The 24,148-nt window shown below is 43.3% G+C and carries 41 protein-coding genes; all 41 read right to left on the reverse strand.

Annotated features, from left to right (window positions below; all coding sequences use genetic code 11):
- Positions 1 to 4: 4 nt before the first annotated feature.
- On the reverse strand, positions 5 to 1,177 hold the full coding sequence (sat, locus tag NYR53_RS32110; protein WP_261303066.1) for a sulfate adenylyltransferase: 1,173 nt from the start codon (positions 1,175 to 1,177) through the stop codon (positions 5 to 7).
- Between the two features lie 33 nt (positions 1,178 to 1,210).
- Positions 1,211 to 1,903, reverse strand: a complete 693-nt coding sequence (locus tag NYR53_RS32115) for a phosphoadenylyl-sulfate reductase (RefSeq protein WP_261303067.1) — start codon at positions 1,901 to 1,903, stop codon at positions 1,211 to 1,213.
- Between the two features lie 223 nt (positions 1,904 to 2,126).
- Positions 2,127 to 2,519 carry a 30S ribosomal protein S9 gene (gene rpsI, locus NYR53_RS32120; RefSeq protein ID WP_029196439.1) on the reverse strand — a complete coding sequence of 131 codons (393 nt, stop codon included), beginning with the start codon at positions 2,517 to 2,519 and terminating at the stop codon, positions 2,127 to 2,129.
- An 18-nt stretch (positions 2,520 to 2,537) separates the two neighbouring features.
- Entirely contained in the window at positions 2,538 to 2,975 is a 438-nt protein-coding gene (rplM, locus tag NYR53_RS32125; protein ID WP_029196440.1) for a 50S ribosomal protein L13, read from the reverse strand.
- A 172-nt stretch (positions 2,976 to 3,147) separates the two neighbouring features.
- Positions 3,148 to 3,909: a tRNA pseudouridine(38-40) synthase TruA gene (truA, locus tag NYR53_RS32130; RefSeq protein ID WP_261303068.1), complete on the reverse strand. Its 762-nt coding sequence runs from the start codon at positions 3,907 to 3,909 to the stop codon at positions 3,148 to 3,150.
- Between the two features lie 138 nt (positions 3,910 to 4,047).
- Positions 4,048 to 4,413, reverse strand: a complete 366-nt coding sequence (rplQ, locus tag NYR53_RS32135) for a 50S ribosomal protein L17 (RefSeq protein WP_029196442.1) — start codon at positions 4,411 to 4,413, stop codon at positions 4,048 to 4,050.
- 24 nt (positions 4,414 to 4,437) lie between these two features.
- Positions 4,438 to 5,382, reverse strand: coding sequence for a DNA-directed RNA polymerase subunit alpha (locus NYR53_RS32140; RefSeq protein WP_029196443.1), 945 nt, complete (start codon positions 5,380 to 5,382; stop codon positions 4,438 to 4,440).
- 126 nt (positions 5,383 to 5,508) lie between these two features.
- Positions 5,509 to 5,904, reverse strand: a complete 396-nt coding sequence (gene rpsK / locus NYR53_RS32145; RefSeq protein ID WP_028557470.1) for a 30S ribosomal protein S11 — start codon at positions 5,902 to 5,904, stop codon at positions 5,509 to 5,511.
- Positions 5,905 to 5,922: 18 nt separating this feature from the next.
- Positions 5,923 to 6,291 (reverse strand): 30S ribosomal protein S13, encoded by a 369-nt coding sequence (gene rpsM / locus NYR53_RS32150; protein ID WP_028557471.1) that lies wholly within the window; start codon positions 6,289 to 6,291, stop codon positions 5,923 to 5,925.
- 19 nt (positions 6,292 to 6,310) lie between these two features.
- On the reverse strand, positions 6,311 to 6,424 hold the full coding sequence (gene rpmJ, locus NYR53_RS32155) for a 50S ribosomal protein L36 (protein ID WP_029196444.1): 114 nt from the start codon (positions 6,422 to 6,424) through the stop codon (positions 6,311 to 6,313).
- A 107-nt stretch (positions 6,425 to 6,531) separates the two neighbouring features.
- On the reverse strand, positions 6,532 to 6,750 hold the full coding sequence (gene infA, locus NYR53_RS32160; RefSeq protein ID WP_009676800.1) for a translation initiation factor IF-1: 219 nt from the start codon (positions 6,748 to 6,750) through the stop codon (positions 6,532 to 6,534).
- A gap of 2 nt (positions 6,751 to 6,752) precedes the next feature.
- Entirely contained in the window at positions 6,753 to 7,058 is a 306-nt protein-coding gene (locus NYR53_RS32165) for a KOW domain-containing RNA-binding protein (protein ID WP_029196445.1), read from the reverse strand.
- Between the two features lie 10 nt (positions 7,059 to 7,068).
- Positions 7,069 to 7,821 carry a type I methionyl aminopeptidase gene (gene map, locus NYR53_RS32170; RefSeq protein WP_261303069.1) on the reverse strand — a complete coding sequence of 251 codons (753 nt, stop codon included), beginning with the start codon at positions 7,819 to 7,821 and terminating at the stop codon, positions 7,069 to 7,071.
- Positions 7,821 to 8,471 carry an adenylate kinase gene (locus NYR53_RS32175; protein WP_029196447.1) on the reverse strand — a complete coding sequence of 217 codons (651 nt, stop codon included), beginning with the start codon at positions 8,469 to 8,471 and terminating at the stop codon, positions 7,821 to 7,823. Before NYR53_RS32175 ends, map begins: the two co-directional genes overlap by 1 nt.
- Before the next feature lie 85 nt (positions 8,472 to 8,556).
- Positions 8,557 to 9,861 (reverse strand): preprotein translocase subunit SecY, encoded by a 1,305-nt coding sequence (secY, locus tag NYR53_RS32180; protein WP_261303070.1) that lies wholly within the window; start codon positions 9,859 to 9,861, stop codon positions 8,557 to 8,559.
- Positions 9,861 to 10,301: a 50S ribosomal protein L15 gene (rplO, locus tag NYR53_RS32185; RefSeq protein ID WP_047683177.1), complete on the reverse strand. Its 441-nt coding sequence runs from the start codon at positions 10,299 to 10,301 to the stop codon at positions 9,861 to 9,863. Before rplO ends, secY begins: the two co-directional genes overlap by 1 nt.
- A 36-nt stretch (positions 10,302 to 10,337) precedes the next feature.
- Complete coding sequence (gene rpmD / locus NYR53_RS32190) at positions 10,338 to 10,526, reverse strand: 50S ribosomal protein L30 (protein ID WP_029196450.1); 189 nt, start codon at positions 10,524 to 10,526, stop codon at positions 10,338 to 10,340.
- 11 nt (positions 10,527 to 10,537) lie between these two features.
- On the reverse strand, positions 10,538 to 11,035 hold the full coding sequence (gene rpsE, locus NYR53_RS32195; protein WP_029196451.1) for a 30S ribosomal protein S5: 498 nt from the start codon (positions 11,033 to 11,035) through the stop codon (positions 10,538 to 10,540).
- Between the two features lie 29 nt (positions 11,036 to 11,064).
- Positions 11,065 to 11,433, reverse strand: a complete 369-nt coding sequence (gene rplR / locus NYR53_RS32200; RefSeq protein WP_261303071.1) for a 50S ribosomal protein L18 — start codon at positions 11,431 to 11,433, stop codon at positions 11,065 to 11,067.
- A gap of 101 nt (positions 11,434 to 11,534) precedes the next feature.
- On the reverse strand, positions 11,535 to 12,077 hold the full coding sequence (gene rplF / locus NYR53_RS32205; protein ID WP_261303072.1) for a 50S ribosomal protein L6: 543 nt from the start codon (positions 12,075 to 12,077) through the stop codon (positions 11,535 to 11,537).
- Positions 12,078 to 12,106: 29 nt separating this feature from the next.
- Positions 12,107 to 12,505: a 30S ribosomal protein S8 gene (gene rpsH, locus NYR53_RS32210; protein ID WP_029196454.1), complete on the reverse strand. Its 399-nt coding sequence runs from the start codon at positions 12,503 to 12,505 to the stop codon at positions 12,107 to 12,109.
- 33 nt (positions 12,506 to 12,538) lie between these two features.
- A complete protein-coding gene (locus NYR53_RS32215) occupies positions 12,539 to 12,724 on the reverse strand; it encodes a type Z 30S ribosomal protein S14 (RefSeq protein ID WP_029196455.1) in 186 nt (61 codons plus the stop codon).
- Between the two features lie 37 nt (positions 12,725 to 12,761).
- Positions 12,762 to 13,304 carry a 50S ribosomal protein L5 gene (rplE, locus tag NYR53_RS32220; protein ID WP_261303073.1) on the reverse strand — a complete coding sequence of 181 codons (543 nt, stop codon included), beginning with the start codon at positions 13,302 to 13,304 and terminating at the stop codon, positions 12,762 to 12,764.
- Between the two features lie 33 nt (positions 13,305 to 13,337).
- On the reverse strand, positions 13,338 to 13,691 hold the full coding sequence (gene rplX, locus NYR53_RS32225; protein ID WP_079418006.1) for a 50S ribosomal protein L24: 354 nt from the start codon (positions 13,689 to 13,691) through the stop codon (positions 13,338 to 13,340).
- Positions 13,692 to 13,746: 55 nt separating this feature from the next.
- On the reverse strand, positions 13,747 to 14,115 hold the full coding sequence (gene rplN, locus NYR53_RS32230) for a 50S ribosomal protein L14 (RefSeq protein WP_028557485.1): 369 nt from the start codon (positions 14,113 to 14,115) through the stop codon (positions 13,747 to 13,749).
- A gap of 35 nt (positions 14,116 to 14,150) precedes the next feature.
- Positions 14,151 to 14,414 (reverse strand): 30S ribosomal protein S17, encoded by a 264-nt coding sequence (gene rpsQ / locus NYR53_RS32235; RefSeq protein WP_029196458.1) that lies wholly within the window; start codon positions 14,412 to 14,414, stop codon positions 14,151 to 14,153.
- Positions 14,415 to 14,441: 27 nt separating this feature from the next.
- Complete coding sequence (gene rpmC, locus NYR53_RS32240; RefSeq protein ID WP_028557487.1) at positions 14,442 to 14,639, reverse strand: 50S ribosomal protein L29; 198 nt, start codon at positions 14,637 to 14,639, stop codon at positions 14,442 to 14,444.
- Complete coding sequence (gene rplP / locus NYR53_RS32245) at positions 14,629 to 15,063, reverse strand: 50S ribosomal protein L16 (protein ID WP_261303074.1); 435 nt, start codon at positions 15,061 to 15,063, stop codon at positions 14,629 to 14,631. Before rplP ends, rpmC begins: the two co-directional genes overlap by 11 nt.
- 3 nt (positions 15,064 to 15,066) lie before the next feature.
- Entirely contained in the window at positions 15,067 to 15,729 is a 663-nt protein-coding gene (gene rpsC, locus NYR53_RS32250; protein ID WP_261303075.1) for a 30S ribosomal protein S3, read from the reverse strand.
- A 13-nt stretch (positions 15,730 to 15,742) separates the two neighbouring features.
- Positions 15,743 to 16,075, reverse strand: coding sequence for a 50S ribosomal protein L22 (gene rplV / locus NYR53_RS32255; RefSeq protein ID WP_261303076.1), 333 nt, complete (start codon positions 16,073 to 16,075; stop codon positions 15,743 to 15,745).
- A gap of 30 nt (positions 16,076 to 16,105) precedes the next feature.
- A complete protein-coding gene (rpsS, locus tag NYR53_RS32260) occupies positions 16,106 to 16,384 on the reverse strand; it encodes a 30S ribosomal protein S19 (protein ID WP_029196461.1) in 279 nt (92 codons plus the stop codon).
- 48 nt (positions 16,385 to 16,432) lie between these two features.
- Positions 16,433 to 17,263: a 50S ribosomal protein L2 gene (rplB, locus tag NYR53_RS32265; protein WP_028557492.1), complete on the reverse strand. Its 831-nt coding sequence runs from the start codon at positions 17,261 to 17,263 to the stop codon at positions 16,433 to 16,435.
- Positions 17,264 to 17,293: 30 nt separating this feature from the next.
- A complete protein-coding gene (gene rplW, locus NYR53_RS32270; RefSeq protein WP_028557493.1) occupies positions 17,294 to 17,584 on the reverse strand; it encodes a 50S ribosomal protein L23 in 291 nt (96 codons plus the stop codon).
- A complete protein-coding gene (gene rplD / locus NYR53_RS32275) occupies positions 17,581 to 18,207 on the reverse strand; it encodes a 50S ribosomal protein L4 (RefSeq protein WP_029196462.1) in 627 nt (208 codons plus the stop codon). Before rplD ends, rplW begins: the two co-directional genes overlap by 4 nt.
- Positions 18,208 to 18,223: 16 nt before the next feature.
- Positions 18,224 to 18,847, reverse strand: coding sequence for a 50S ribosomal protein L3 (rplC, locus tag NYR53_RS32280; protein ID WP_029196463.1), 624 nt, complete (start codon positions 18,845 to 18,847; stop codon positions 18,224 to 18,226).
- A 45-nt stretch (positions 18,848 to 18,892) separates the two neighbouring features.
- Positions 18,893 to 19,201, reverse strand: coding sequence for a 30S ribosomal protein S10 (gene rpsJ / locus NYR53_RS32285; RefSeq protein WP_028557496.1), 309 nt, complete (start codon positions 19,199 to 19,201; stop codon positions 18,893 to 18,895).
- Positions 19,202 to 19,442: 241 nt separating this feature from the next.
- Entirely contained in the window at positions 19,443 to 20,633 is a 1,191-nt protein-coding gene (gene tuf / locus NYR53_RS32290; protein ID WP_145669490.1) for an elongation factor Tu, read from the reverse strand.
- Positions 20,634 to 20,672: 39 nt separating this feature from the next.
- Positions 20,673 to 22,748 (reverse strand): elongation factor G, encoded by a 2,076-nt coding sequence (fusA, locus tag NYR53_RS32295; RefSeq protein ID WP_261303077.1) that lies wholly within the window; start codon positions 22,746 to 22,748, stop codon positions 20,673 to 20,675.
- Between the two features lie 38 nt (positions 22,749 to 22,786).
- Positions 22,787 to 23,257, reverse strand: coding sequence for a 30S ribosomal protein S7 (gene rpsG / locus NYR53_RS32300; protein ID WP_261303078.1), 471 nt, complete (start codon positions 23,255 to 23,257; stop codon positions 22,787 to 22,789).
- Between the two features lie 44 nt (positions 23,258 to 23,301).
- The gene (gene rpsL / locus NYR53_RS32305; RefSeq protein WP_028557500.1) at positions 23,302 to 23,721 is read right to left on the reverse strand and encodes a 30S ribosomal protein S12; all 420 of its coding nucleotides are present in this window, start codon (positions 23,719 to 23,721) and stop codon (positions 23,302 to 23,304) included.
- A 163-nt stretch (positions 23,722 to 23,884) separates the two neighbouring features.
- Positions 23,885 to 24,136 carry a ribosomal L7Ae/L30e/S12e/Gadd45 family protein gene (locus NYR53_RS32310; RefSeq protein WP_056834178.1) on the reverse strand — a complete coding sequence of 84 codons (252 nt, stop codon included), beginning with the start codon at positions 24,134 to 24,136 and terminating at the stop codon, positions 23,885 to 23,887.
- Positions 24,137 to 24,148: the final 12 nt, after the last annotated feature.

Below are 24,148 nucleotides of genomic sequence, written 5' to 3' on the forward strand. Positions count from 1 at the left end.
TTACTTAAACTTGATATTCGGGGTCTCTTAGACCTTCAATAAGAACCTGTGCAACCTCAGGACGTGTGAACTCTTTAGGCGGGCATTGACCGTCTCTAAGCAATCCCCGAACCTTTGTGCCAGATAGATGCATATGGTGGGACTTATCATGAGGACAAGTTTTACTAGAAGCCATATTGCCACATTTGGTACAGAAGAAGCTATGCTCAAAGAATAGCGGTGTAATCCCAATCTCTTCTGCAGTAAAATTACTGAAGATCTCTTGAGCTTCATACGTGCCGTAGTAATCGCCAACACCCGCGTGATCGCGTCCTACGATAAAATGCGTACAACCATAGTTCCTACGCACAATCGCGTGCAAAATCGCCTCTCGTGGACCTGCATAACGCATAGCAGCCGGATATACACCCAAGAAAGTCCGATCCTTCGGATAGTAGTTCTCAAGTAATACCAAATAACTTTTCATACGTACATTTGCAGAGATATCATCGGATTTAGTCTCACCAACAAGCGGATTAAGGAAAAGAGCATCCACGATTTCCATGGCCGACTTTTGAATGTATTCGTGAGCTCGGTGAACCGGATTACGCGTTTGAAAACCGACGACAGTTTTCCACCCATTTTCCGCAAAAATGCGACGTGTTTCAAATGGGTCAAAGTAAAACTCTTCAAACTTCTTAGGTTTTGGTCGGTTAAACAGTTGAATAGGTCCTCCGATATTCGTAGAAGAACGTGAGAACAGTTTATCCACGCCAGGGTGAGCCATATCATCTGTCTTAAATACCTTAATCGCTTCATTTTGTTGATCAACTTTGTAAATGCTAGTCGTATCTAATATAGCATAGATCACTTCATCTTCTTCACCAATAAGCACAACTTGTTCACCGATTGAAATGGAACCAGCAACTTCTGGGTCGATCGATAATGTAACAGGTATACTCCAAACGGTACCATCAGCAAGACGCATATTTTCCACTACAGAGGTATAGTTTTTCTCATCCAAAAAACCAACTAACGGGGAAAATGCACCCACAGCGATAAGATCTAGGTCCGAAATCGTCCAAGCATTTACACGAATTTTTTTTAATTCAGCCGCGCGTTTGAGGAGCTCTTCTCTTAGATCTGCTGGAACCAAGCGATTAACCAATTCGCCGCCATGGGGCTTAATCGTCGTCATTAGGTACCACCTCCGTGAGTTCTATACCTATGATTATTTATGAAGTCCGCATTCTGTTTTTTCGATACTAGCCCAACGACCTGCACGTGGGTCCTCACCTTCAGCTACAGGACGAGTGCAATGTGTGCAACCGATACTTGGGTAATTGCGATCATGTAAGGGATTATAGATAATATTATTCTCACGAATGTAATTCCATACATCCTCTGAAGTCCAACTAGCAAGAGGATTAAATTTGATTAAACCAAATTTCACGTCGTACTCCACTTTTTTAGCATTTGCACGAGTAGGTGCTTGGTCGCGGCGAATTCCTGTGATCCAGGCATCATAATTTTTAAGGATATCCGATAACGGATCTACTTTACGAATGTTACAGCATTGGTTAGCATCACTTTTCCAAAGCTCATCTCCAAATTTCTCAGCTTGTTCATCAAGCGTAAGCTTTGGCAATACCTGAACGAATTTAGTACCATAATGCTGTTCTAAGCGATCTCTTGTTTCATAGGTTTCAGCGAAATGAACATTTGTATCTAAGTAAAAAATATCTACATTCGGATTGATTTTTTGCAGCATATCAACAAGCACAACATCTTCTGCACCAAAACTGCAAGCAAGCGTTAAGCTAGGGAACGTGTCAACGGCAAGTTTCAATACCGCTTCCGGTGATTGATTTTCGAATTCTTCAGCGGCTTTCGTTACAAAAGCTTCTTTTTCAAAGAGATTCATATTAAATACCTCCTAAAGTTTATAATCCCGACTGTTATTGTATGATTTATATTTAATTATAGCTGAGTTCTCCTTTGTGTCAAATACTTTTTGTCATTTTGGTATTAACTTTGTTAAAATCCATATTGTCGGTTGATCCAGCCCTCTCTTTTGTGCAAAAAAGAAAAAACCTTTCCTGCAAAATGCGGGAAAGGTTTCTCTTGAGCGCCAAAGGCGCGTAATCTTAACGTTTGGAGAATTGAGGAGCGCGACGAGCGGCTTTCAATCCATATTTTTTACGCTCTTTCATACGGGAATCACGTGTTAAGAATCCTGCTTTTTTCAAGGATCCACGGTATTCCGGATCTGCTTTCAGCAATGCACGGGAAATACCGTGACGAATTGCTCCAGCTTGTCCGCTGATTCCACCACCATTTGCAAGAACTAGAACATCGTATTTACCGACAGTCTCAGTTAATGTCAATGGTTGTTTAACGATCAGTTTCAACGTTTCTAGACCGAAATACTCATCTAGATCACGTTTATTGATAATGATGCGTCCTTCACCCGGTACTAAGCGCACACGCGCTACCGAGTGTTTACGACGACCCGTTCCATAATATTGAACTTGTGCCACGAAACGTTCCTCCTTATATTAACCGCGAAGATTCCAGACTTCTGGTAGTTGTGCTTGGTGCGGGTGCTCTGCTCCACCGTAGACTTTAAGCTTAGTTTTCAAGCTATCGCCAAGACGGTTCTTAGGAAGCATACCGTGTACGGCAAACTCGATCATGCGATCAGGTTTGCTGTTCAACAGATCCTGAGCAGAAGTCACTTTTAAACCACCTTGGTATAAAGAGTGACGGTAGTACATTTTGTTTTGCATTTTCTTACCTGTTAGCTTAATTTGGGAAGCATTGATAACAACAACGAAATCGCCAGTATCTACGTGTGGAGTGAACTCCGGTTTGTGCTTACCGCGGATAATGCTAGCAACTTCACTTGCAAGACGGCCAAGTGTTTGGCCTGCAGCGTCAACAATGTACCATTTACGCTCAACTTCATTTGGCTTAGCCATATATGTGGTGCGCATGCTTAATCCTCCTAAAAATATATCTCAATACATAATTATTATTGTTAATTTACATAAATGATGGATGGTTGACGGCCATTTGTGATCAGGGGCTGTGGGATAGCCGATCACGAAACGCCAAGTTATATTTTACACGAAACATCCATAAGAAGCAAGTAAAGTTTTAAGCTTTTTAATAGTCGACTCTCCATAACGTTAAACCCATAGCTTCGGCCGTAGGACCTGCTTGAGACCGGTCTCTAGCTTCAAGAATTCGCTGCATATCGCTGCTTGGTCTCTTACCTTCTCCAATCTGAATCAACGTTCCTGCGATGATCCTAACCATGTTATAAAGGAAACCATTACCTGTTACGATTAACCGTATTCGGGCGATCTTCCCCGTCGTAGATAACTCGTCAGTTTCCGTCTCCAGACGTACCTCGTAGAGGGTTCTCACCTTTACTTCCTTATCTGTTCTCACCGTACAAAACGAAGTAAAATCATGCTCACCTAGCAAGCAAGGGAGCGCCTCTCTCATGGCTTCCACATTCAAATGCGTAGGATGATGGTATTCATAGTTGCGGTGAAAGACATCAGGGAAGCGCGCCGAGCGAATTGAAAAGCAATATGTTTTGCGTTTCGCGGCTTTGCGAGAATGAAAGGAAGGAAGGACTTCTTCCGCGGTATGTGCGACGATATCTCTGGGGAGTCTAGCATTGAGAGCTAAACACCAACGCTCCACTGGAATCTTCGAATTCGTGATGAAATTAATAACTTGTGCTTTCGCATGTACACCGGCATCTGTACGCCCGGATGAGATGACTTTCACCCTCTCACCAGTCAACATGAAAACAGCCTGTTCTAAACGGTATTGAATCGTGTCTGCTTTAGGCTGAATCTGAAAACCTGAATAAGCAGTCCCATCATAACTTATGGTAAAGCGTAGATTTCTCAAGGCTTGTTCCTCCATGAGTCATCCTTCCTATCTAAGTGATTAGCCTTAGCTAAATTCACTTCTAGAGAACGTACTAAGACTGCAAAAAAAGGGCTTCACCAGAATCTAGCGATTCCGTCCACCCTTTCCCATCCGTCATTATGCGCGATCTACTAGTTCTAGGTAAACCATTGGTGCTGCGTCACCGCGGCGTGGTCCCAGTTTAAGGATACGTGTGTATCCACCTGGACGCTCGGAGTAACGAGTAGCCAAATCAGAGAACAGTTTTTGAATCGCATCTTGATTCTCATCAGCAGCTTCTCTACGAACAAAAGCAGCAACCTGACGGCGTGCGTGAAGATCTCCGCGCTTCGCAAGAGTGATTAACTTCTCAGCGATGGAACGAATTTCTTTTGCTTTTGCTTCTGTAGTTTGGATGCGTTCATGTATGAACAGATCTGTAACCAGATCACGGAATAATGCTTTACGATTACTGGAATCGCGGTTCAACTTTCTGTAGTTCATTGAATTAACCTCCTTCTGACAAGATTATTCCTCAGTACGTAGTCCCAAACCCAGCTCTTCGAGCTTTTCTTGAACTTCTTCAAGTGATTTGCGGCCTAAGTTCCGAACTTTCATCATGTCTTCTTCTGTTTTGGTAATCAGCTCTTGTACGGTGTTAATCCCTGCACGCTTGAGACAGTTGTAAGAACGAACAGATAGATCAAGTTCCTCGATAGTCATCTCCAGAACTTTCTCTTTCTTATCTTCTTCTTTCTCTACCATAATCTCAGCATCTTTCGCTTCATCCGTCAAACCGACGAACAAGTTTAGATGTTCAGTTAAGATTTTGGCACCCAAGCTCACTGCTTCTTCTGGTCGAATACTTCCATCGGTCCACACTTCGAGGGTCAACTTATCATAGTTAGTCACTTGGCCGACGCGAGTATTCTCAATAGAATAGTTTACTCGGGTAATAGGCGTGTAGATCGAATCAATTGGAATCACACCAATTGGTTGTTCTTCATGCTTATTTTTGTCCGATTGGACGTAACCGCGTCCTCTGCCCGCATGAATCCTCATGTGAAGACGTGCGTCCGGAGACAAGGTTGCAATATGAAGATCCGGGTTAAGAATCTCCACATCGCTATCACCACGGATATCAGCCGCGGTAATGTTACCTTCTCCTTCTGCGTCAATTTCAAGCACTTTCTCCTCATCGGAGTGAATTTTCAACGATAGACCTTTCAAGTTGAGGATAATTTCCGTTACATCCTCAAGAACGCCAGGAATCGTTGAAAACTCATGTAAAACGCCATCGATTTGGACAGAGGTTACTGCTGCCCCCGGTAAAGAGGACAGTAAGATACGACGTAGTGAGTTACCTAAGGTTGTACCATAGCCACGCTCCAACGGCTCGATGATAAATCTACCATAAGCGCCATCTTCACTTAATGCTACGGTTTCTATTTTTGGCTTTTCGATTTCGATCATGAAATGTACCCTCCATTCAATACGTCGTTTCCCTCTGGATACTTCGCCTGAAAATTTCATAGTATTCCTATCCTTCAAATCATTATTCACGATTTTGGAATAATTATACTACAAAGTGATCCTGAATTATACGCGACGACGTTTTGGAGGACGGCAGCCATTATGAGGAACCGGAGTCACGTCTTTAATCAGGTTTACTTCAAGACCTGCTGCTTGCAAAGAGCGGATTGCTGCTTCACGGCCAGCTCCTGGACCTTTAACCATTACTTCAACAGTTTTCAAACCATGCTCCATAGCTGCTTTAGCTGCTTTTTCAGCTGCCATTTGCGCCGCAAAAGGAGTACTTTTACGGGAACCTTTGAATCCAAGGTTTCCTGAACTTGCCCAGGAAATTGCGTTACCATGCGGATCCGTGATCGTTACGATCGTGTTGTTAAATGTTGAACGGATGTGTGCTACACCGCTCTCAATATTTTTCCGGTCACGACGTTTCGTACGGACGACTTTTTTAGGTTTTGCCATTAGCTCTAACCCCCTTTATTATTTCTTCTTATTAGCTACCGTACGACGAGGACCTTTACGTGTACGAGCATTAGTTTTAGTACGTTGTCCACGAACAGGAAGACCACGACGGTGACGAAGACCACGGTAGGATCCGATTTCGATAAGACGTTTGATGTTTAGGGAAATTTCGCGGCGAAGGTCGCCTTCTACTTTAAGGGTTTTGTCAATTACATCACGGATTTTGCTCACTTCATCTTCAGTCAAGTCGCGAACGCGAGTACTAGCGTCGATACCTGTGGAAGCAATGATTTTCTGAGCAGTTGTAGTGCCGATACCGAAAATGTAAGTCAACGCGATTACAACTCGTTTGTCACGAGGTAAGTCAACTCCAGCTAAACGTGCCATCTACAGATTGCACCTCCTTTTAACCTTGTTTTTGTTTGTGCTTAGGATTTTCACATATAACCATGATATTACCTTTACGGCGAATAACTTTGCATTTCTCGCAAATCGGTTTAACCGACGGTCTAACTTTCATTTTTAAGCCCTCCTTATCATCGTAAGCAACCATGTTGCGTTTTCTAATAGAAAACTTGCTTCGTAAGCATACGCCTTGAGAGAGTAACTTACATGTAAGCCGAACATTTATTTAAAACGGTAGGTTATACGGCCTCTCGTTAAATCATAAGGCGATAATTCTACGGTAACCTTATCTCCAGGCAAAATGCGGATAAAATGCATTCTGATCTTACCGGATACATGGGCTAGGATTTTATGACCATTTTCCAATTCAACCTTAAACATTGCATTCGGAAGAGGTTCAATCACTGTACCTTCTACTTCAATTACATCTTCTTTGGCCACAGTCATTCTCCTTTCTCTTGTGCTTCATCTTGCATAAGTTCAACGAATTTGGCAATTGCGAAGCGCAACTTTCCATTAGTAACACGACCTGTTTCCCTAATGCTGGACTCCACTTCACTGCTAATCGTTTCTTGTAACTGAAGATGATTCAGGTTCTTCTTCTTCGGTTGATCGAATTTGCGATGATCACCGTCGGCAAGCCAGACAAAGCGATGATCGACAATTCCAATCACGACCGCATATTCTCCGGGATCTCGACCGCGAAGCACCTTTACGATTTGACCCACCTTCGGAATCTTGCTATCCATTCATCATCACCTACGATCTAGGCAAAGTTAATATTTCATAACCGGCTGCCGTAATTGCAATCGTATGTTCAAAATGAGCGCATAGGGTACGATCCGCAGTGACTACAGTCCAATCGTCTTCGAGTGTTTGGACAAATCTTTCGCCAACGACCACCATCGGTTCAATGGCTAGGACCATGCCTGGTTTGAGACGAGGACCTTTGTCAGGAACACCATAATTCGGAATTTGTGGTTCTTCGTGAAGATCCGTTCCGATACCGTGACCGACATACTCTATAACCACGGAGAAGCCTGCGTCTTCAATACAAGTTTGGATTGCATGCGACAACGTGTAGAGTCTAGCATCCGGTTTAGCTTCTGCTATGCCTCGATAAAGTGATTGTTCTGTTACAGCTAACAAACGTTGAGCTGTTTCAGAAATTTCACCGACAGGATACGTCCAAGCAGAATCTCCATGATAACCTTTATACTGAGCACCAATATCTATACTGATAATATCGCCCTCAGTCAGCTTTCTTGGACCAGGAATACCATGAACTAATTCTTCGTTGACTGAAGCACAAATGCTTCCAGGAAAACCGTTGTAGCCTTTAAAAGATGGAATCGCTCCCTGACTGCGAATGAATTCCTCTGCGATCTGATCAAGTTCTTTCGTTGTAATGTTCGGACGAATCGCCCTTGCCAATAAGCGGTGCGTTTCGGCTACGATACGACCAGCTTCTCGCATTAGGTCTAGTTCAACCTCGGACTTACAAATGATCATTACGCTAGACCTCGTAGCAGTGAGCTAATTTGTTCGGTTACCGCATGAATGTCTTGTTCCCCGTTAACCTCACGCAATAATTCCCTCTTTTGGTAGTAATCCAGCAGCGGAGCCGTTTTATTGATGTATTCATCTAAACGAGTTCCGACTTTCTCTTCCGTATCATCAGATCGTTGGTACAACTCACCCGAACATTTATCGCATACGCCTTCTTGCTTTGGTGGGTTGAAGATTACATGATACGTAGAACCACAGGATTTACAAATTCTTCGGCCAGTTAGTCTTGCAAGCAAGAAACTGCGATCAACGGAAAGATTGATAACAACTTCAATCTTCTTACCTAATGAATCGACGATTTCAGACAACGCATCTGCTTGAGCAACAGTTCTAGGGAACCCGTCAAGCAAAAACCCTTTATCGCAATCCGGTTGGGCAAGACGCTCTCTCACAATACCGTTCGTGATTTCATCAGGAACTAGAAGTCCCTTATCCACATAACCTTTTGCTTCAACACCAAGTGGTGTTCCTTGGCTCATCGCCAAGCGAAAAGCATCTCCAGTTGAAATATGAGGAATTTGAAATTCGTTTACGATTTTTTCAGCTTGCGTACCTTTGCCTGCACCAGGAGGCCCCATAAAAATTACGTTCACATTTAAAACCTCCCATCGCACTCGGCATTACGAACAGCACAATAGGTGCCGATGTCGCAGATATTGCCCCATCAGAACCTATTAGCTATTTATTGATAAATCCTTTGTAATGACGCTTAATCAATTGGCTCTCGATTTGTTTCATCGTCTCAAGACCAACGCCTACTACGATAAGTAAAGATGTACCACCAATCCGAACCGAACTAGGCAAACCGGCAAGTCCTCCAAATAGCATTGGAAGAATCGAGATCGCTGAGAGAAACAAAGCTCCAGAAAGAGTAATTCTAGTCATTACGCGAGTCAGATAAGTCGATGTTGTCTTACCGGGTCTAATACCTGGTATGTAGCCACCATTTTTCTTCATCTGGTCAGCCATTTGAACTGGATTAATTTGTACGAAGGTATAAAAGTATGTGAATCCAATAATCAGCAGTACATAGAGTACAATCGCTAGTGGTGCAGTCTGGTTAATACTTAAATTGTTAATTATCCATTCTGCAACAACATTTCCTCTCCAGTAACTTGCAATGGTAGGAGGGAACATTAATAACGAAAGTGCAAAGATTACAGGGATTACACCAGCCGCATTCACTTTAAGAGGAATGTGAGTGGTTTGACCACCATACATTTTACGACCAACTACCCGTTTCGCATATTGTACAGGTATCTTACGGATACCTTGCTGCACGAATATGACCCCGGCAATAATCAGTATAACAACCAAAGCAATAATGATCAGTTTCACGATATTCAGGAACAAAGCTCCTTCGGTCGCAAAAAGTGTTTTGTAAATTTGCTGTATGCTTGTAGGAATCGCCGCGACGATACCTGCAAAGATGATAATGGAAATACCGTTTCCAATCCCATATTCCGTGATTTGCTCACCGAGCCACATCAAGAAAGCTGTACCAGCCGTCAGTACGAGAGCGATTAAAGCAAAAGTTGTGACACCTGGATCAATCACGAGTCCGCTATACAAACGGTTAAACCCTATTGAAAGTCCAAAGGCTTGAATCACACCTAGAATAATCGTACCGTAACGAGTAACTTGTGTCATTTTCTTTCTTCCAACATCGCCTTCTTTTGCCCATTGCGCAAAGCGTGGAATAACATCCATGGACAAAAGCTGAACAATGATAGAAGCCGTGATGTAAGGCGTAATCCCCATCGCGAAGAGGGAGAATTGGAAGAGCGCACCGCCAGAAAACGTGTTAAGCAAACCAAAGACATCACTTTGATTCGCTTGGTCTTGAAGTTTCAGAACATCCGTATTAATGTTAGGTACCGGAATAAAGGCACCTAAGCGGTAGACGATTAGCAAGATGAGCGTAAATAAAATTCTTCTGCGTAAATCTTCTACTTTGAAGATGTTGGCTATGGTATTGAACATTAAATCACCTCGGTTTGACCGCCGGCAGCTTGGATTTTCTCAATCGCTGATTGAGAGAACTTATTCGCTTTAACGGTTAATTTTACTGTGATTTCACCGTTTCCTAAAATTTTGATACCATCTTTAGGAGCTTTAACAATACCAGTCTCCATTAATACTTCTGGAGTAACTTCGGTACCAGCTGCGAAATTGTTCAAATCTTCAAGGTTTACGATTGCGTATTCCGTACGGAAACGATTCGTGAAACCACGTTTAGGTAAACGACGGTATAACGGGTTTTGTCCACCCTCGAATCCAGGACGAACGCCTCCACCGGAACGTGCGTTTTGACCTTTATGTCCGCGAGTTGATGTTTTACCCATGCCGCTACTTGTACCACGGCCAACACGTTTGCGAGTGTGACGAGAACCAGTAGCAGAACTTAGCTCATGTAACTTCATCGTTGCACACCTCCTCTAGATCTTAATATCTTGCTACTATGCTTCGATTTCTTTAACTTCTACCAAATGGCTCACTTGATTAACCATGCCTCTGATCGCAGCATTATCTTGATGAAGAACAGTTTGGTGCATCTTGCGAAGACCAAGTGTTTTCACTGTAACGCGTTGTGTTTCAGGGCGGCCAATCAGGCTGCGTTTTAGGGTAATTTGTAATTGTTTCGCCATGTTTACCCCTCCTAACCTAATAGCTCTTGAACTGTTTTACCGCGAAGCTTTGCAACCTCTTCCGCTTTTTTCAAGCGGCTTAAGCCTTCAAGCGTTGCGTTAACCATGTTCATGGAGTTCGATGAACCAAGGGATTTTGTCAAGATATCGCCGATACCAGCAAGTTCAAGTACTGCACGAACTGGTCCGCCTGCGATAACTCCTGTACCTTGGGAAGCTGGTTTTAACAGAACACGTCCTGCACCAAACTTACCTGTTACAAGGTGAGGAATCGAAGTGCCTACGATAGGAACATGAATCAAGTTCTTTTTCGCATCTTCAATACCTTTGCGGATTGCATCAGGAACTTCGGAAGCTTTACCGATTCCTGCGCCAACCCAGCCATTGCCATCGCCAACGACAACAAGTGCGCTGAAGCTGAAACGACGTCCGCCTTTTACTACTTTAGCTACGCGATTAATATTAACAACTTTTTCTGTTAGCTCTAAAGTATTAGGATCTACACGCAAGTCTTTTACCTCCTTTATATATGTTTTTCCTAGAATTCAAGTCCAGCTTCACGAGCTGCATCAGCTAATGCTTGAACACGTCCATGATAGAGGTAGCCACCGCGGTCAAATACCACTTTGTCTAAACCTTTTTCTTTCGCGCGTTGAGCAATTAATGCGCCAACTTTACGAGCAGCTTCAACGTTACCGCCATTACCAATTTCACTTTTCAGTTCTTTATCTTGAGTCGATGCAGCAACGATTGTAACACCAGTTGTATCATCGATAAGTTGAGCATACATGTGTTTGGAAGAGCGGAATATGTTCAAGCGCGGACGAGCAGTTGTACCTTCGATTTTCTTACGAACACGAAGATGTCTTTTCAAACGAGCTTTATTTTTATCGCTTTTAGTAATCATCTATACTTACACTCCTTTCATCATCTTATGATGCGAGGCTTATGCTTACGTAGCAAGTTTTCATACGAAAACTCTTAGCTATTACCCGCGATCTAACGATCTTATTTCTTCTTACCAGCTTTACCTTCTTTACGAAGAATGCGTTCGCCTTCATACTTGATACCTTTACCTTTATACGGCTCAGGTTCACGTACGGAACGAACTTTAGCTGCCATAGCGCCTACTAATTCTTTATCAATACCTTTAACGATGATTTTCGTGTTCGTAGGAACATCGAACTCAATTCCGTTTTCAGGAGTGATTTCAACTGGATGAGAGTACCCAACGTTGAGAACTAATTTGTCGCCGCTCTTGTTAGCACGGTAACCAACGCCAACTAGATCCAAAGATTTCGTGAAACCTTCCGTTACGCCACTTACCATGTTGGCAACAACACTACGTGTTGTACCATGCAGGGAACGGTGGAGTTTGTTATCGGAAGGACGCTCAACGGAAATCTCGTTTTCTAGAACACTTACTTTCATATCTTTATGAAGTTCACGGGACAAAGAACCTTTAGGGCCTTTAACCGTGATTTGAGTATTGTCTAGTGTTACATTTACACCACTTGGAATGGTGATTGGCTTACGACCAATACGAGACATGTTTGCACCTCCATTCAATTACAATTGTATTACCAAACGTAGCAGATAACCTCTCCGCCAGCTTTGGATTGACGAGCATCTTTATCCGTCATAACTCCTTTAGATGTGGAGATGATGGCAATCCCTAATCCGCCCAATACACGAGGGATTTCTTGTGATTTAGTGTAAACGCGTAGACCTGGTTTGCTAATTCTTTTCAAACCGGAGATAACACGCTCATTGTTTGAACCGTATTTCAGGAACAAACGAATGATACCTTGTTTGCTATCTTCAACGTACTCAGCGTCACGGATAAATCCTTCTTTTTTAAGGATTTCAGCGATTTCCCTCTTCACTTTTGACGCAGGAATTTCAACTGTTTCATGACGTACGATATTCGCATTACGAATGCGAGTTAGCATATCTGCAATTGGATCTGACATGACCATTTTGTGTAAACCTCCTTCCCGAAAATAGGGTGATTACCAGCTTGCTTTTTTGACGCCTGGAATCTGACCTTTGTGTGCTAATTCGCGGAAACAAATCCGACAAATTTTGAACTTGCGAAGCACTGAATGCGGACGTCCGCAGCGCTCACAACGTGTGTATGCTTGCACTTTAAACTTCGGGGTACGTTGCTGTTTGACTTTCATCGAAGTTTTTGCCACTTAATATAACACCTCCTGATAGGTACGACCTGGTAACCTATTTAACGAAAGGCGCTCCGAGTTGTGTTAAAAGCTCGCGAGCTTCCTCGTCGGACTTAGCCGTTGTTACGATAACAATATCCATACCACGAACTTTATCTACTTTATCATACTCAATCTCTGGGAAAATGAGTTGTTCTTTCAGACCAAGTGTGTAGTTTCCACGGCCGTCAAAAGCCTTGTTGGAAATACCACGGAAGTCACGTACACGTGGAAGTGATACGTTGAAAAGTTTATCCAAGAAATGATACATGCGCTCGCCGCGAAGAGTTACTTTCACGCCGATTGGCATATTTTCACGAAGTTTGAAACCCGCAATCGCTTTTTTGGATTTTGTTACAACTGGTTTTTGACCAGCGATTTTTTGAAGATCTTCTACTGCAGTGTCAAGTACTTTGGAGTTCGATACAGCCTCACCAACACCCATGTTGATAACGATTTTCTCGATTTTAGGAACTTGCATTACTGTAGAGTAGTTAAACTTTTGAATTAACGCTGGAGTAATTTCGTTCAAATAACGATCTTTCAGTCTTACTGCCATGACTCATTTGCCTCCTTTCCATGCTTGTTTGTATTAGTCGATAACTTCGCCGGATTTTTTCGCGATACGAACTTTAGTTCCGTTATCCAATACTTTGTATCCTACGCGAGTAGGTTTGCCGCTCTTAGGATCAATTAGCATCACGTTAGAAACGTGGATTGCAGCTTCTTGATTCAAGATACCGCCTTGTGGATTTTGTTGAGATGGTTTCGCATGTTTCTTAACCATGTTCACACCTTCTACAAGCACACGGTTTTGACGAGGATAAGCAGCGATAACGCGACCCTTCTTACCTTTGTCTTTACCAGTGATTACAAAAACCGTATCGTCTTTTTTCACGTGCAGTTTATTGTTATGAGATTCTAATCTCTTTTTTAATCTTGGCATTAGCTTCTACACCTCCTGAGGTTTCCCGTTAGGAAAACAAACATCGTAACTGTTCTTAGATAACTTCTGGAGCCAAGGATACGATCTTCATGAAGTCTCTGTCACGAAGTTCGCGTGCAACTGGTCCAAAGATACGTGTACCACGTGGACTTTTATCTTCTTTCACGATAACAGCCGCATTCTCATCAAATGAGATATATGATCCGTCTTTACGGCGAGCACCGCTCTTCGTACGAACGATAACTGCTTTAACAACGTCACCTTTTTTGACAACGCCACCTGGTGTTGCTTCTTTTACTGAACAGACGATCAAATCACCAATGTGACCAACGCGACGACCAGTACCACCCAAAACGCGGATACACATTAATTGTTTCGCACCTGAGTTGTCAGCGACAGCCAAACGAGTAAATGGTTGAATCATCGTATTCCCTCCTTTCGGGGTTCATGTCTAGATTATTAGATAACAACGCCAACTTCAGTAATTTCAACCAGTCTCCAGCTTTTATCTTTGGATAACGGTCTAGTTTCACTGATTTTCACAGTGTCACCAATTTTAGCTTGGTTGTTTTCATCGTGCGCTTTAAATTTTTTCGTATATTTGATTCTCTTGTGATAGAGATCATGTTTTTTGTAAGTTTCGACAGCAACAACAATGGTTTTATCCATTTTATCGCTGACAACTTTACCGATCAAAACTTTACGATCGTTACGTTCAGCCATCTAAGGAACCCTCCCTTCTAGATTTGGTTAGCCAATCCCCAATTCTCTTTCACGCAAAATAGTCTTGGCACGAGCGATCTCTTTACGCAAATCACGAATTTGAGTCGGGTTGTCCAATTGACCAGTAGCTAGTTGAAAACGGAGGTTAAAGAGTTCTTCTTTAAAACCATTAACTTTTTGCTCGATTTCAGCAGTGGTTAAGTTCCGGAATTCACTACCCTTCATTTGCTTCACCGCCTACTTCTTCTCTTTTCACGAATTTCGTTTTGATTGGAAGCTTGTGAGCAGCAAGACGCATCGCTTCACGAGCGACCTCTTCACTTACACCAGCAAGTTCAAACAAAATTTTACCCGGTTTTACTACTGCTACCCATTTCTCCACGTTACCTTTACCACTACCCATACGGACTTCAAGCGGCTTTTGTGTAACTGGTTTAGCTGGGAAAATTTTAATCCATACTTTACCACCACGTTTGATATAACGTGTCATGGCAATACGTGCTGCTTCGATTTGACGGTTTGTTACCCAAGCCGGTTCTACCGCTTGCAGACCATATTCGCCAAAAGCTACTTCCGTTCCGCCTTTAGCGCGACCTTTCATGTTACCGCGGTGTTCTTTACGGTGTTTTACACGTTTAGGCACTAACATGATTTAATTTCCTCCTTCCGGCTGAGCCTTTTTCTTAGCTGTCGGAAGCACTTCTCCACGATAAATCCATACTTTTACACCGATACGGCCATAAGTAGTGGCTGCTTCTGCTGTACCATAGTCGATATCCGCACGAAGCGTATGAAGTGGAACTGTTCCTTCGCTATATCCTTCCGTACGAGCGATCTCAGCACCGCCAAGACGTCCGCTAGTTGCAATTTTGATACCTTTAGCGCCGGATCTCATTGTTCTTTGCATAGCTTGCTTCATCGCACGACGGAATGAAACACGACGTTCCAATTGAAGTGCTACAGCTTCAGCTACGAGAATTGCATCAAGATCTGGGCTTTTGATTTCAGAAATGTTAATGTGTACTTTTTTATTGGACATGCTAGCGATGTAGTTGCGAATTACTTCAACTTCAGCTCCACCTTTACCAATAACCATTCCTGGTTTAGCAGTATGAATCGTTACGTTCACACGGTTAGCCGCGCGCTCGATATCGATGTGGGAAACTGCTGAGTCTTTAAGTTTATTTTTTAAGTATTCGCGGATTTTGACGTCTTCAAGCAACAGAGTTCCGAAATCTTTCTCTGCGAACCATTTGGACTCCCAATCACGAATAATACCAATTCTAAGGCCTACCGGGTTGACTTTCTGACCCACACGTTATCCCTCCTTATTTTTCAGATACCACGATTGTAATGTGGCTGGTACGTTTTTTGATCGCGCTAGCGCGGCCCATTGCACGTTGTTGGAACCTTTTCATTGTAGGTCCTTGGTTAACAAACGTCTCAGTTACCACTAATTTATTAGGATCTAATGAATAGTTATGCTCTGCATTGGCAATTGCGGAATTCAATAGTTTCTCCAGGATTGGAGAAGCTGCTTTAGGTGTGTGACGCAGAATCGCAATCGCTTCGCCTACCGCTTTTCCCCGAATCAAGTCAACAACTAGCTTTGCTTTACGAGGAGCAATCCGAGCGTGGTTCAATATTGCTTTAGCTTGCATGGTAGTACCTCCTCTCGGTTAAAAATGAAATTAACGTTTTCCGGTTTTCTTGTCGTCATCATGACCTTTGTAAGTACGAGTTGGTGCAAATTCACCAAGCTTGTGTCCAACCATATCTTCGGTTACATACACAGGCACGTGTTTTCTTCCATCATATACTCCGAAAGTGTGACCAACGAATTGCGGGTAAATCGTAGAACGACGGGACCACGTTTTGATAACCAGTTTTTTGCTGGAAGTGTTCAAGTCTTCTACTTTTTTCAGTAAGTATCCATCAATAAATGGACCCTTCTTTAAGCTGCGACCCATGGGTGTTCCTCCCTTCCTTGAACCTCAAGAGAATTCATATATCCTAGATTACTTCGTACGGCGACGTACAATGTATTTATCGGAAGCTTTGCCTTTTTTACGAGTTTTGAAACCAAGCGTCGGTTTACCCCATGGTGACATAGGTGATTTACGTCCGATTGGTGCACGTCCTTCACCACCACCGTGTGGGTGATCATTCGGGTTCATTACGACCCCACGAACTTGTGGACGATTGCCTTTCCAACGATTACGTCCTGCTTTACCGATTTTCACGAGCTCGTGATCTTCGTTACCAACAGAACCGATTGTTGCGCGGCAAACTTTAAGGACTTTACGAACTTCACCAGATGAAAGGCGAATGGTTACGTAAGTTTCTTCTTTACCAAGAAGTTGAGCTTCCGTACCGGCAGCGCGCACTAGTTGTGCACCTTTACCAGGCTTCAACTCGATGTTGTGGATAACTGTACCAACCGGAATGTTTTCCAATGGAAGAGCGTTACCTACTTTGATATCTGCTTGTGGTCCAGAAACGATACGATCGTCCACTTTAAGACCTTTAGGAGCGATGATGTATTTTTTCTCGCCATCTGCATAATGAATCAATGCGATGTTCGCGGAACGGTTAGGATCGTACTCAACTGTAGCAACGCGTCCTGGTATTCCATCTTTAGTACGTTTGAAATCGATAATACGGTATTTACGTTTGTGTCCACCGCCATGGTGACGAACCGTAATTTTACCTTGGTTGTTACGACCAGCATGCTTGAACAAAGGAGCAAGCAATGATTTCTCCGGTGTTGATGTTGTGATTTCTTCAAAAGTAGAAACCGACATCGCACGTCGAGCTGGTGAGGTTGGTTTATATTTTTTAATTGGCACTCTGAATTCCTCCTTACTTCAAGAAATGGGTTATACCGATTCAAAGAATTCCAATTCTTTGCTTTCTGCGCTCAGGGACACGATAGCTTTCTTCCAAATGGAAGTGTAACCGGAGTGTTTGCCATAACGTTTTGGCTTAGCTGGCATTCTCAATGTGTTTACATTTGTAACTTTTACTTTGAAGATAGCTTCAATAGCTTGTTTAATTTCTGTTTTGTTAGCGCGAAGATCCACTTCGAAAACATACTTTTTGTTAGCCATTAGGTCGCTTGTACGCTCAGTGATGATCGGGCGCTTGATAATGTCGCGTGGATTTTTCATTGTGCAAGCACCTCCTCAACTTTCTGTACAGCTTCTTGTGTAATGATCAGTTTGTCATACAACATGACATCAAGAACATTAACACCATCAGCAGCAACGAATTTCACACCTGGGATATTGCGAGCAGATAAAGCAACATTGGAGTCGTTAGCAACGCCTACAACTAATACTTTACGGTCTACTTTGAGGTTGTTCAAAATAGCTACGAAGTCCTTCGTTTTTGGAGCGTTCAATTGAAGCTGATCCAATACGATCAAGTTGTTATCGATAAGTTTCGAGGACAAAGCGGATTTGATCGCTAAGCGACGAACTTTTCTAGGCAATTTGAAACCATAGCTGCGAGGTGTCGGTCCGAATACGGTACCGCCGCCTTTCCACTGTGGAGCACGAATACTACCTTGACGCGCACGACCTGTACCTTTTTGTTTCCAAGGTTTACGACCACCGCCGCGAACTTCCGAACGACCTTTTGTTTTGTGTGTTCCTTGACGCACAGCTGCTTGTTGCAAAAGAACAGCTTCGTGAATCGCGTGAACGTGAGGCTCAATTCCGAAAACAACGTCAGACAGTTCAACTTCTCCTACCTGAGCACCTGTTACATTATATAAAGCTACTTTTGGCATCTGTCTTCCTCCTTTCTTACTTTTTAACAGCAGACTTCACGCTAACGTAGCTGTTTTTAGGGCCCGGAATGGAACCTTTAACTAGCAATACATTACGTTCAGCATCTACTTTAATGATTTGCAAGTTTTGCAAAGTTACTGTTTCGTTACCCATGTGCCCTGGCAATTTCTTACCTTTAGGAACGCGGTTTGCTTGAATCGAACCCATGGAACCTGGTCCGCGGTGATAACGTGATCCGTGAGCCATCGGGCCAGTGGATTGGTTATGTCTTTTGATGTTACCTTGGAAACCTTTACCTTTGGAAGTACCCGTTACATCAACGAATTCGCCCTCTGTGAACAGATCTGCTTTCAGCTCTTGACCAACTTCATAGTCACCCAACTGAATGCCACGAATTTCTTTAACGTAGCGCTTAGGTGTTGCCCCTGCTTTTTTCGCATGGCCAAGCTCTGGTTTAATGATTCTGCTAGCTTTAACATCATCAAAACCGATTTGGATCGACTCATAACCGTCGTTATCCACATCTTTCTTTTGCAGTACCACACATGGTCCCGCTTGAATGACAGTTACCGGAACTACATTGCCCTCCGGAGTAAACAACTGTGTCATCCCAAGTTTTTTTCCTAAGATACCTTTCATCGTTGACACCTCATTTCCTTCCTAAACGTTCATTCTATAGTTGTTTTACAGTTTGATCTCGATATCAACGCCAGACGGTAAGTCTAAACGCATTAGAGCATCAACTGTTTGTGGTGTTGGATTCACAATATCGATAAGACGCTTATGCGTACGCATTTCGAATTGCTCACGCGAATCCTTGTACTTGTGCACCGCACGAAGAATCGTGATGATTTGCTTCTCTGTCGGAAGCGGAATCGGACCGGATACACCTGCACCGGAACGCTTGGCAGTTTCCACGATTTTCTCAGCTGATTGATCAATAATTCTGTGATCATAAGCTTTCAAACGGATACGAATTTTTTGCTTTGCCATGATAAGTCCCTCCTTCTATCGCCCAATTTAGTATCGGACATACTCCGCGAAAATTCTCCAACAACCATCCCCATGGCAAAGGGGCCAGGTGTGTCGGCAACCTTTCGCATCATCGCAACGTCACAGACCAACGTTTTATATTATATAAAATTTGAAAACTAATTGCAAGCGAAATTTTAGGCATATGCATAAAAAAAACACCCACCGCCTAAACGATGGATGTTTCTTCTATTTATAGATATTACTTTTGGATTGTTGCAACCGCGCCCGCACCAACTGTACGTCCGCCTTCACGAATCGCGAAGCGTGTTCCTTCTTCGATTGCGATTGGGTTGATCAATTCAACAGTAACCGTGATGTTATCACCTGGCATAACCATTTCAGTACCTTCTGGAAGGTTGATGATGCCTGTTACGTCAGTTGTACGGAAGTAGAACTGTGGACGGTAACCAGTGAAGAAAGGCTTATGACGGCCACCCTCTTCTTTAGTCAGAACGTAGATTTGAGCTGTGAAGTTCGTGTGTGGTTTAACTGAACCCGGTTTCGCAAGAACTTGTCCACGCTCGATATCTTTACGGTCAACACCACGAAGAAGTGCACCGATGTTGTCGCCAGCTTGAGCGGAGTCAAGCAATTTGCGGAACATCTCAACGCCTGTAACTACGCATTTGCGAGTTTCTTCAGCGATACCAACGATTTCAACTTCTTCTTGTACTTTAACTGTTCCACGCTCTACACGGCCTGTAGCAACTGTACCACGACCTGTGATTGAGAATACATCCTCAACTGGCATAAGGAACGGTTTGTCAGTTTGACGCTCAGGAGTTGGGATATAAGTGTCGACTTGTTCGAACAACTCAACAATTTTATCTGCCCATGCACCATCTGGGTTTTGAAGAGCTTCACGAGCTGCACCACGGATGATTGGAGTATCATCGCCTGGGAACTCATATTCGTTAAGAAGGTCGCGAACTTCCATCTCAACCAATTCAAGCAACTCTTCGTCTTCAACCATATCACATTTGTTAAGGAATACTACGATGTAAGGTACGCCTACTTGACGGGAAAGAAGGATGTGCTCACGAGTTTGCGGCATAGGGCCGTCAGCTGCGGATACAACCAGGATCGCTCCGTCCATTTGAGCAGCACCAGTGATCATGTTTTTAACATAGTCAGCATGTCCTGGGCAGTCAACGTGTGCGTAGTGACGGTTAGGTGTTTCGTACTCAACGTGAGCTGTGGAGATTGTGATACCGCGCTCGCGCTCTTCTGGTGCTTTATCGATTTGGTCGAATGCTACTGCAGCTCCACCGTATCTTTTGGACAATACTGTAGTGATAGCAGCTGTCAAAGTTGTTTTACCATGGTCAACGTGACCGATAGTACCGATGTTAACATGCGGTTTGTTACGTTCAAATTTAGCCTTTGCCATTTTAAACGATTCCTCCTTAGAGTGACTATTAGTTTTATATTAAGCGCCTTTGCCTTTTGCAATAATTTCTTCTGCAATGGACTTAGGTACTTCTTCATAATGTGAAAGTTCCATGGAGTAAACACCACGGCCTTGTGTTCTTGAACGAAGTGTTGTGGAATATCCAAACATTTCGGACAAAGGCACTTTAGCACGGATGATTTGCGCGCCATGACGGTTATCCATACCTTCGATGCGTCCACGACGGGAGTTAAGGTCACCCATAACATCGCCCATGTACTCTTCTGGTACAGTAACTTCAACCTTCATGATTGGCTCAAGAAGAACCGGTTTACATTTTTCTTTAGCTGCTTTAAGCGCCATGGAACCCGCGATTTTGAACGCCATTTCATTGGAGTCAACATCATGGTAAGATCCATCGACAACAGTAGCTTTGATATCCACGAGCGGGAATCCTGCGATTACACCGTTCTTCATGGACTCTTCGATACCAGCTTGAATAGGTGCGATATATTCTCTTGGAATAGATCCGCCCACTACTTTGCTTTCGAAAATGAAGCCTGTACCAGCTTCTTGAGGTTCAAACTCAACCCAACAATGTCCGTATTGACCACGACCACCGGATTGACGAACGAATTTACCCTCAACTTTAGCTGCTGCGCGGAACGTTTCACGATAAGCAACTTGTGGTTTACCTACATTGGTTTCTACTTTGAACTCGCGAAGCATACGGTCAACGAGGATCTCAAGGTGAAGCTCACCCATACCAGCGATGATCGTTTGTCCTGTTTCTTCGTCTGTAGAAGCACGGAAAGTCGGATCTTCTTCAGCAAGCTTTTGCAATGCGATACCCATTTTATCTTGGTCGGCTTTCGTCTTCGGTTCAACAGCAAGCTGGATAACCGGTTCAGGGAAGACCATTTTCTCAAGGATAACTGGATTTTTCTCATCACAAAGTGTATCACCTGTCGTTGTATCTTTCAATCCAACGGCCGCGGCGATGTCACCAGCGTATACAATGCTGATTTCTTGACGGCTGTTCGCATGCATTTGCAGGATACGACCAACACGCTCACGTTTACCTTTAGTCGCGTTAACGACATAGGAACCGGAGTTCAAGGTACCAGAGTAAACACGGAAGAACGTAAGACGACCAACGAAAGGATCTGTCATGATTTTGAAAGCAAGCGCTGAGAAAGGTTGATCATCAGCGGACTTACGAACCACTTCAGTACCATCGTCAAGTACACCTTTAATGTCAGGTACATCAAGAGGGGATGGCAGGTAATTAATAACTGCATCCAACATCAATTGAACACCTTTGTTTCTGTAAGAAGACCCTACGATAACTGGGAAGATTTTCACTTCGCAGACACCTTTGCGCAGAGCTGCTTTGATTTCATCAACAGTAAGTTCTTCACCTTCAAGATATTTCATTGTGAGCTCTTCATCAAGCTCAGCAACTTTCTCGATCAGTTCCAAACGAAGTTCTGCGACTTGATCTTTGAACTCAGCAGGAATTTCGATTTTCTCGATATCCTTACCAAGATCGTCTTTGTACATATAAGCAACTTCATCTACCAAGTCGATGATGCCTTTGAATTCATTCTCAGCACCAATTGGAAGTTGAATAGCTACTGCATTTGCACCAAGTTTTTGACGCATGGATTCAACAACTTGCAAGAAGTCTGCACCGATGATATCCATTTTGTTTACGTAAGCAATACGTGGAACGTTGTATTTATCAGCTTGTCTCCAAACTGTTTCCGATTGAGGCTCAACGCCCTCTTTCGCACTAAATACACCAACTGCTCCATCCAACACACGAAGGGAACGCTCTACCTCAACGGTAAAGTCAACGTGCCCCGGGGTATCAATAATATTGATGCGGTGACCTTCCCATTGCGCAGTTGTAGCGGCGGAAGTAATCGTGATTCCGCGCTCTTGCTCCTGTTCCATCCAGTCCATCGTAGCTGCACCTTCATGCACTTCTCCGATTTTGTGAACTTTACCAGTATAGTACAAAATGCGCTCTGTTGTTGTCGTTTTACCAGCATCGATATGAGCCATGATCCCGATATTACGTGTGTTTTTTAAGGAGAACTCTCTAGCCATAGGTCGTTATGTCTCCTTTCTGATATTAATTTAGTATTCTACCAACGATAGTGAGCGAATGCTTTATTAGCTTCAGCCATTTTGTGTGTATCTTCACGTTTTTTAACGGAAGATCCTGTGCTGTTGCTAGCATCGATGATTTCATTAGCCAATCTTTCTTCCATCGTCTTCTCACCACGTAGACGTGAGTAGTTTACCAACCAACGCAAGCCTAATGTCGAACGACGATCAGGTCTTACTTCGATAGGTACTTGATAGTTCGCTCCACCAACACGGCGAGCTTTAACTTCTAGTACTGGCATAATGTTTTTGATAGCTGCTTCGAACACTTCCATCGGCTCTTTACCTGTACGATCTTTCACGAGGTTAAAAGCGTTGTATAAAATGGACTGTGCTACCCCTCTTTTTCCATCAATCATGATGCGATTGATAAGACGAGTGACAAGTTTGCTATTATAAATCGGATCTGGCAATACGTCTCTGCGAGTAACTGGACCTTTACGAGGCATAGTTATCCCCCTTTCTTATAAGAATCATCCCTGATTATTATCTCTTATTTTTTAACTTTCGGACGTTTTGTACCGTATTTGGAACGGGATTGCTTACGGTTGTTAACACCGGAAGTATCCAACGCGCCACGTACGATGTGATAACGTACCCCTGGAAGATCTTTAATTCTACCTCCACGGATCAATACAACACTGTGCTCTTGCAGGTTGTGACCGATACCTGGAATGTAAGCTGTCACCTCTACGCGGTTCGTTAAACGAACACGTGCATATTTACGAAGTGCGGAGTTAGGCTTCTTAGGAGTCATAGTACCTACACGTGTGCAGACACCACGTTTTTGAGGCGCACTCAAATCCGTTGCTTCTCTTTTCAAAGCGTTAAAACCTTTTTGCAAAGCTGGTGATTTAGACTTATCCACCTTTGCTTGACGACCTTTACGTACTAGTTGGTTAATTGTTGGCATATCGCCACCTCCTCCCTACATTCATAACATGATGTTCTTCTTGCAAGCCCACAGATCCAGGCGAGTCATAAATGAGCAAAGAGAAAGTCCTTGCCATGGATAGCCGCAAAAAGTTACTGGAACTTATGTAGACTATAGCCACTAACAAAAACGTCTTAAGCGTTTATTCATTTACAACAGCTGCTACCGCAGCTCCAACTTCAATTCCACATGCTTTACCTAGCATCTTCATAGAATCTACATAGGTAACAGGTACACCCTTCTGCGTACAGAGAGTTACCAGATTTATCGTCAATCGCGGATCTGCATCTTTGGAAACAAAAACTTCGACTGCCTTGCCTTGTTCGACTATTTTTGTAACTTTCTTCGTACCTACACTTATATTCTTCGCCTGTTTGACTTTATCATAAGACATAAGGCACCCCCT

The sequence above is a fragment of the Paenibacillus andongensis genome, from assembly GCF_025369935.1.
GTDB classification, from domain to species: domain Bacteria; phylum Bacillota; class Bacilli; order Paenibacillales; family NBRC-103111; genus Paenibacillus_E; species Paenibacillus_E andongensis.

Bases quoted from the DNA above. Each gene is read 5' to 3' on its own strand.
- sat (WP_261303066.1), bottom strand. From the start codon at position 1,177: ATGACGACGATTAAGCCCCATGGCGGCGAATTGGTTAATCGCTTGGTT.
- NYR53_RS32115 (WP_261303067.1), bottom strand. From the start codon at position 1,903: ATGAATCTCTTTGAAAAAGAAGCTTTTGTAACGAAAGCCGCTGAAGAA.
- rplM (WP_029196440.1), bottom strand. From the start codon at position 2,975: ATGCGCACCACATATATGGCTAAGCCAAATGAAGTTGAGCGTAAATGG.
- rplQ (WP_029196442.1), bottom strand. From the start codon at position 4,413: ATGAACTACAGAAAGTTGAACCGCGATTCCAGTAATCGTAAAGCATTA.
- NYR53_RS32140 (WP_029196443.1), bottom strand. From the start codon at position 5,382: ATGATCGAAATCGAAAAGCCAAAAATAGAAACCGTAGCATTAAGTGAA.
- rpsK (WP_028557470.1), bottom strand. From the start codon at position 5,904: ATGGCAAAACCTAAAAAAGTCGTCCGTACGAAACGTCGTGACCGGAAA.
- rpsM (WP_028557471.1), bottom strand. From the start codon at position 6,291: ATGGCACGTTTAGCTGGAGTTGACTTACCTCGTGACAAACGAGTTGTA.
- rpmJ (WP_029196444.1), bottom strand. From the start codon at position 6,424: ATGAAAGTTAGACCGTCGGTTAAACCGATTTGCGAGAAATGCAAAGTT.
- NYR53_RS32165 (WP_029196445.1), bottom strand. From the start codon at position 7,058: ATGGATAGCAAGATTCCGAAGGTGGGTCAAATCGTAAAGGTGCTTCGC.
- map (WP_261303069.1), bottom strand. From the start codon at position 7,821: ATGATCATTTGTAAGTCCGAGGTTGAACTAGACCTAATGCGAGAAGCT.
- secY (WP_261303070.1), bottom strand. From the start codon at position 9,861: ATGTTCAATACCATAGCCAACATCTTCAAAGTAGAAGATTTACGCAGA.
- rplO (WP_047683177.1), bottom strand. From the start codon at position 10,301: ATGAAGTTACATGAGCTAAGTTCTGCTACTGGTTCTCGTCACACTCGC.
- rpmD (WP_029196450.1), bottom strand. From the start codon at position 10,526: ATGGCGAAACAATTACAAATTACCCTAAAACGCAGCCTGATTGGCCGC.
- rplR (WP_261303071.1), bottom strand. From the start codon at position 11,433: ATGATTACTAAAAGCGATAAAAATAAAGCTCGTTTGAAAAGACATCTT.
- rplF (WP_261303072.1), bottom strand. From the start codon at position 12,077: ATGTCTCGTATTGGTCGTAAGCCAATCACCATTCCAAGTGGTGTAAAT.
- rpsH (WP_029196454.1), bottom strand. From the start codon at position 12,505: ATGGTCATGTCAGATCCAATTGCAGATATGCTAACTCGCATTCGTAAT.
- rplE (WP_261303073.1), bottom strand. From the start codon at position 13,304: ATGGCAGTAAGACTGAAAGATCGTTATTTGAACGAAATTACTCCAGCG.
- rplX (WP_079418006.1), bottom strand. From the start codon at position 13,691: ATGCCAAGATTAAAAAAGAGATTAGAATCTCATAACAATAAACTGCAC.
- rplN (WP_028557485.1), bottom strand. From the start codon at position 14,115: ATGATTCAACCATTTACTCGTTTGGCTGTCGCTGACAACTCAGGTGCG.
- rpsQ (WP_029196458.1), bottom strand. From the start codon at position 14,414: ATGGCTGAACGTAACGATCGTAAAGTTTTGATCGGTAAAGTTGTCAGC.
- rpmC (WP_028557487.1), bottom strand. From the start codon at position 14,639: ATGAAGGGTAGTGAATTCCGGAACTTAACCACTGCTGAAATCGAGCAA.
- rplP (WP_261303074.1), bottom strand. From the start codon at position 15,063: ATGTTAGTGCCTAAACGTGTAAAACACCGTAAAGAACACCGCGGTAAC.
- rplV (WP_261303076.1), bottom strand. From the start codon at position 16,075: ATGCAAGCTAAAGCAATATTGAACCACGCTCGGATTGCTCCTCGTAAA.
- rpsS (WP_029196461.1), bottom strand. From the start codon at position 16,384: ATGGGTCGCAGCTTAAAGAAGGGTCCATTTATTGATGGATACTTACTG.
- rplW (WP_028557493.1), bottom strand. From the start codon at position 17,584: ATGAAAAATCCACGCGACATTATCAAGCGCCCGATCATCACTGAGCGT.
- rplD (WP_029196462.1), bottom strand. From the start codon at position 18,207: ATGCCAAAAGTAGCTTTATATAATGTAACAGGTGCTCAGGTAGGAGAA.
- rplC (WP_029196463.1), bottom strand. From the start codon at position 18,847: ATGAAAGGTATCTTAGGAAAAAAACTTGGGATGACACAGTTGTTTACT.
- rpsJ (WP_028557496.1), bottom strand. From the start codon at position 19,201: ATGGCAAAGCAAAAAATTCGTATCCGTTTGAAAGCTTATGATCACAGA.
- tuf (WP_145669490.1), bottom strand. From the start codon at position 20,633: ATGGCAAAGGCTAAATTTGAACGTAACAAACCGCATGTTAACATCGGT.
- fusA (WP_261303077.1), bottom strand. From the start codon at position 22,748: ATGGCTAGAGAGTTCTCCTTAAAAAACACACGTAATATCGGGATCATG.
- rpsG (WP_261303078.1), bottom strand. From the start codon at position 23,257: ATGCCTCGTAAAGGTCCAGTTACTCGCAGAGACGTATTGCCAGATCCG.
- rpsL (WP_028557500.1), bottom strand. From the start codon at position 23,721: ATGCCAACAATTAACCAACTAGTACGTAAAGGTCGTCAAGCAAAGGTG.
- NYR53_RS32310 (WP_056834178.1), bottom strand. From the start codon at position 24,136: ATGTCTTATGATAAAGTCAAACAGGCGAAGAATATAAGTGTAGGTACG.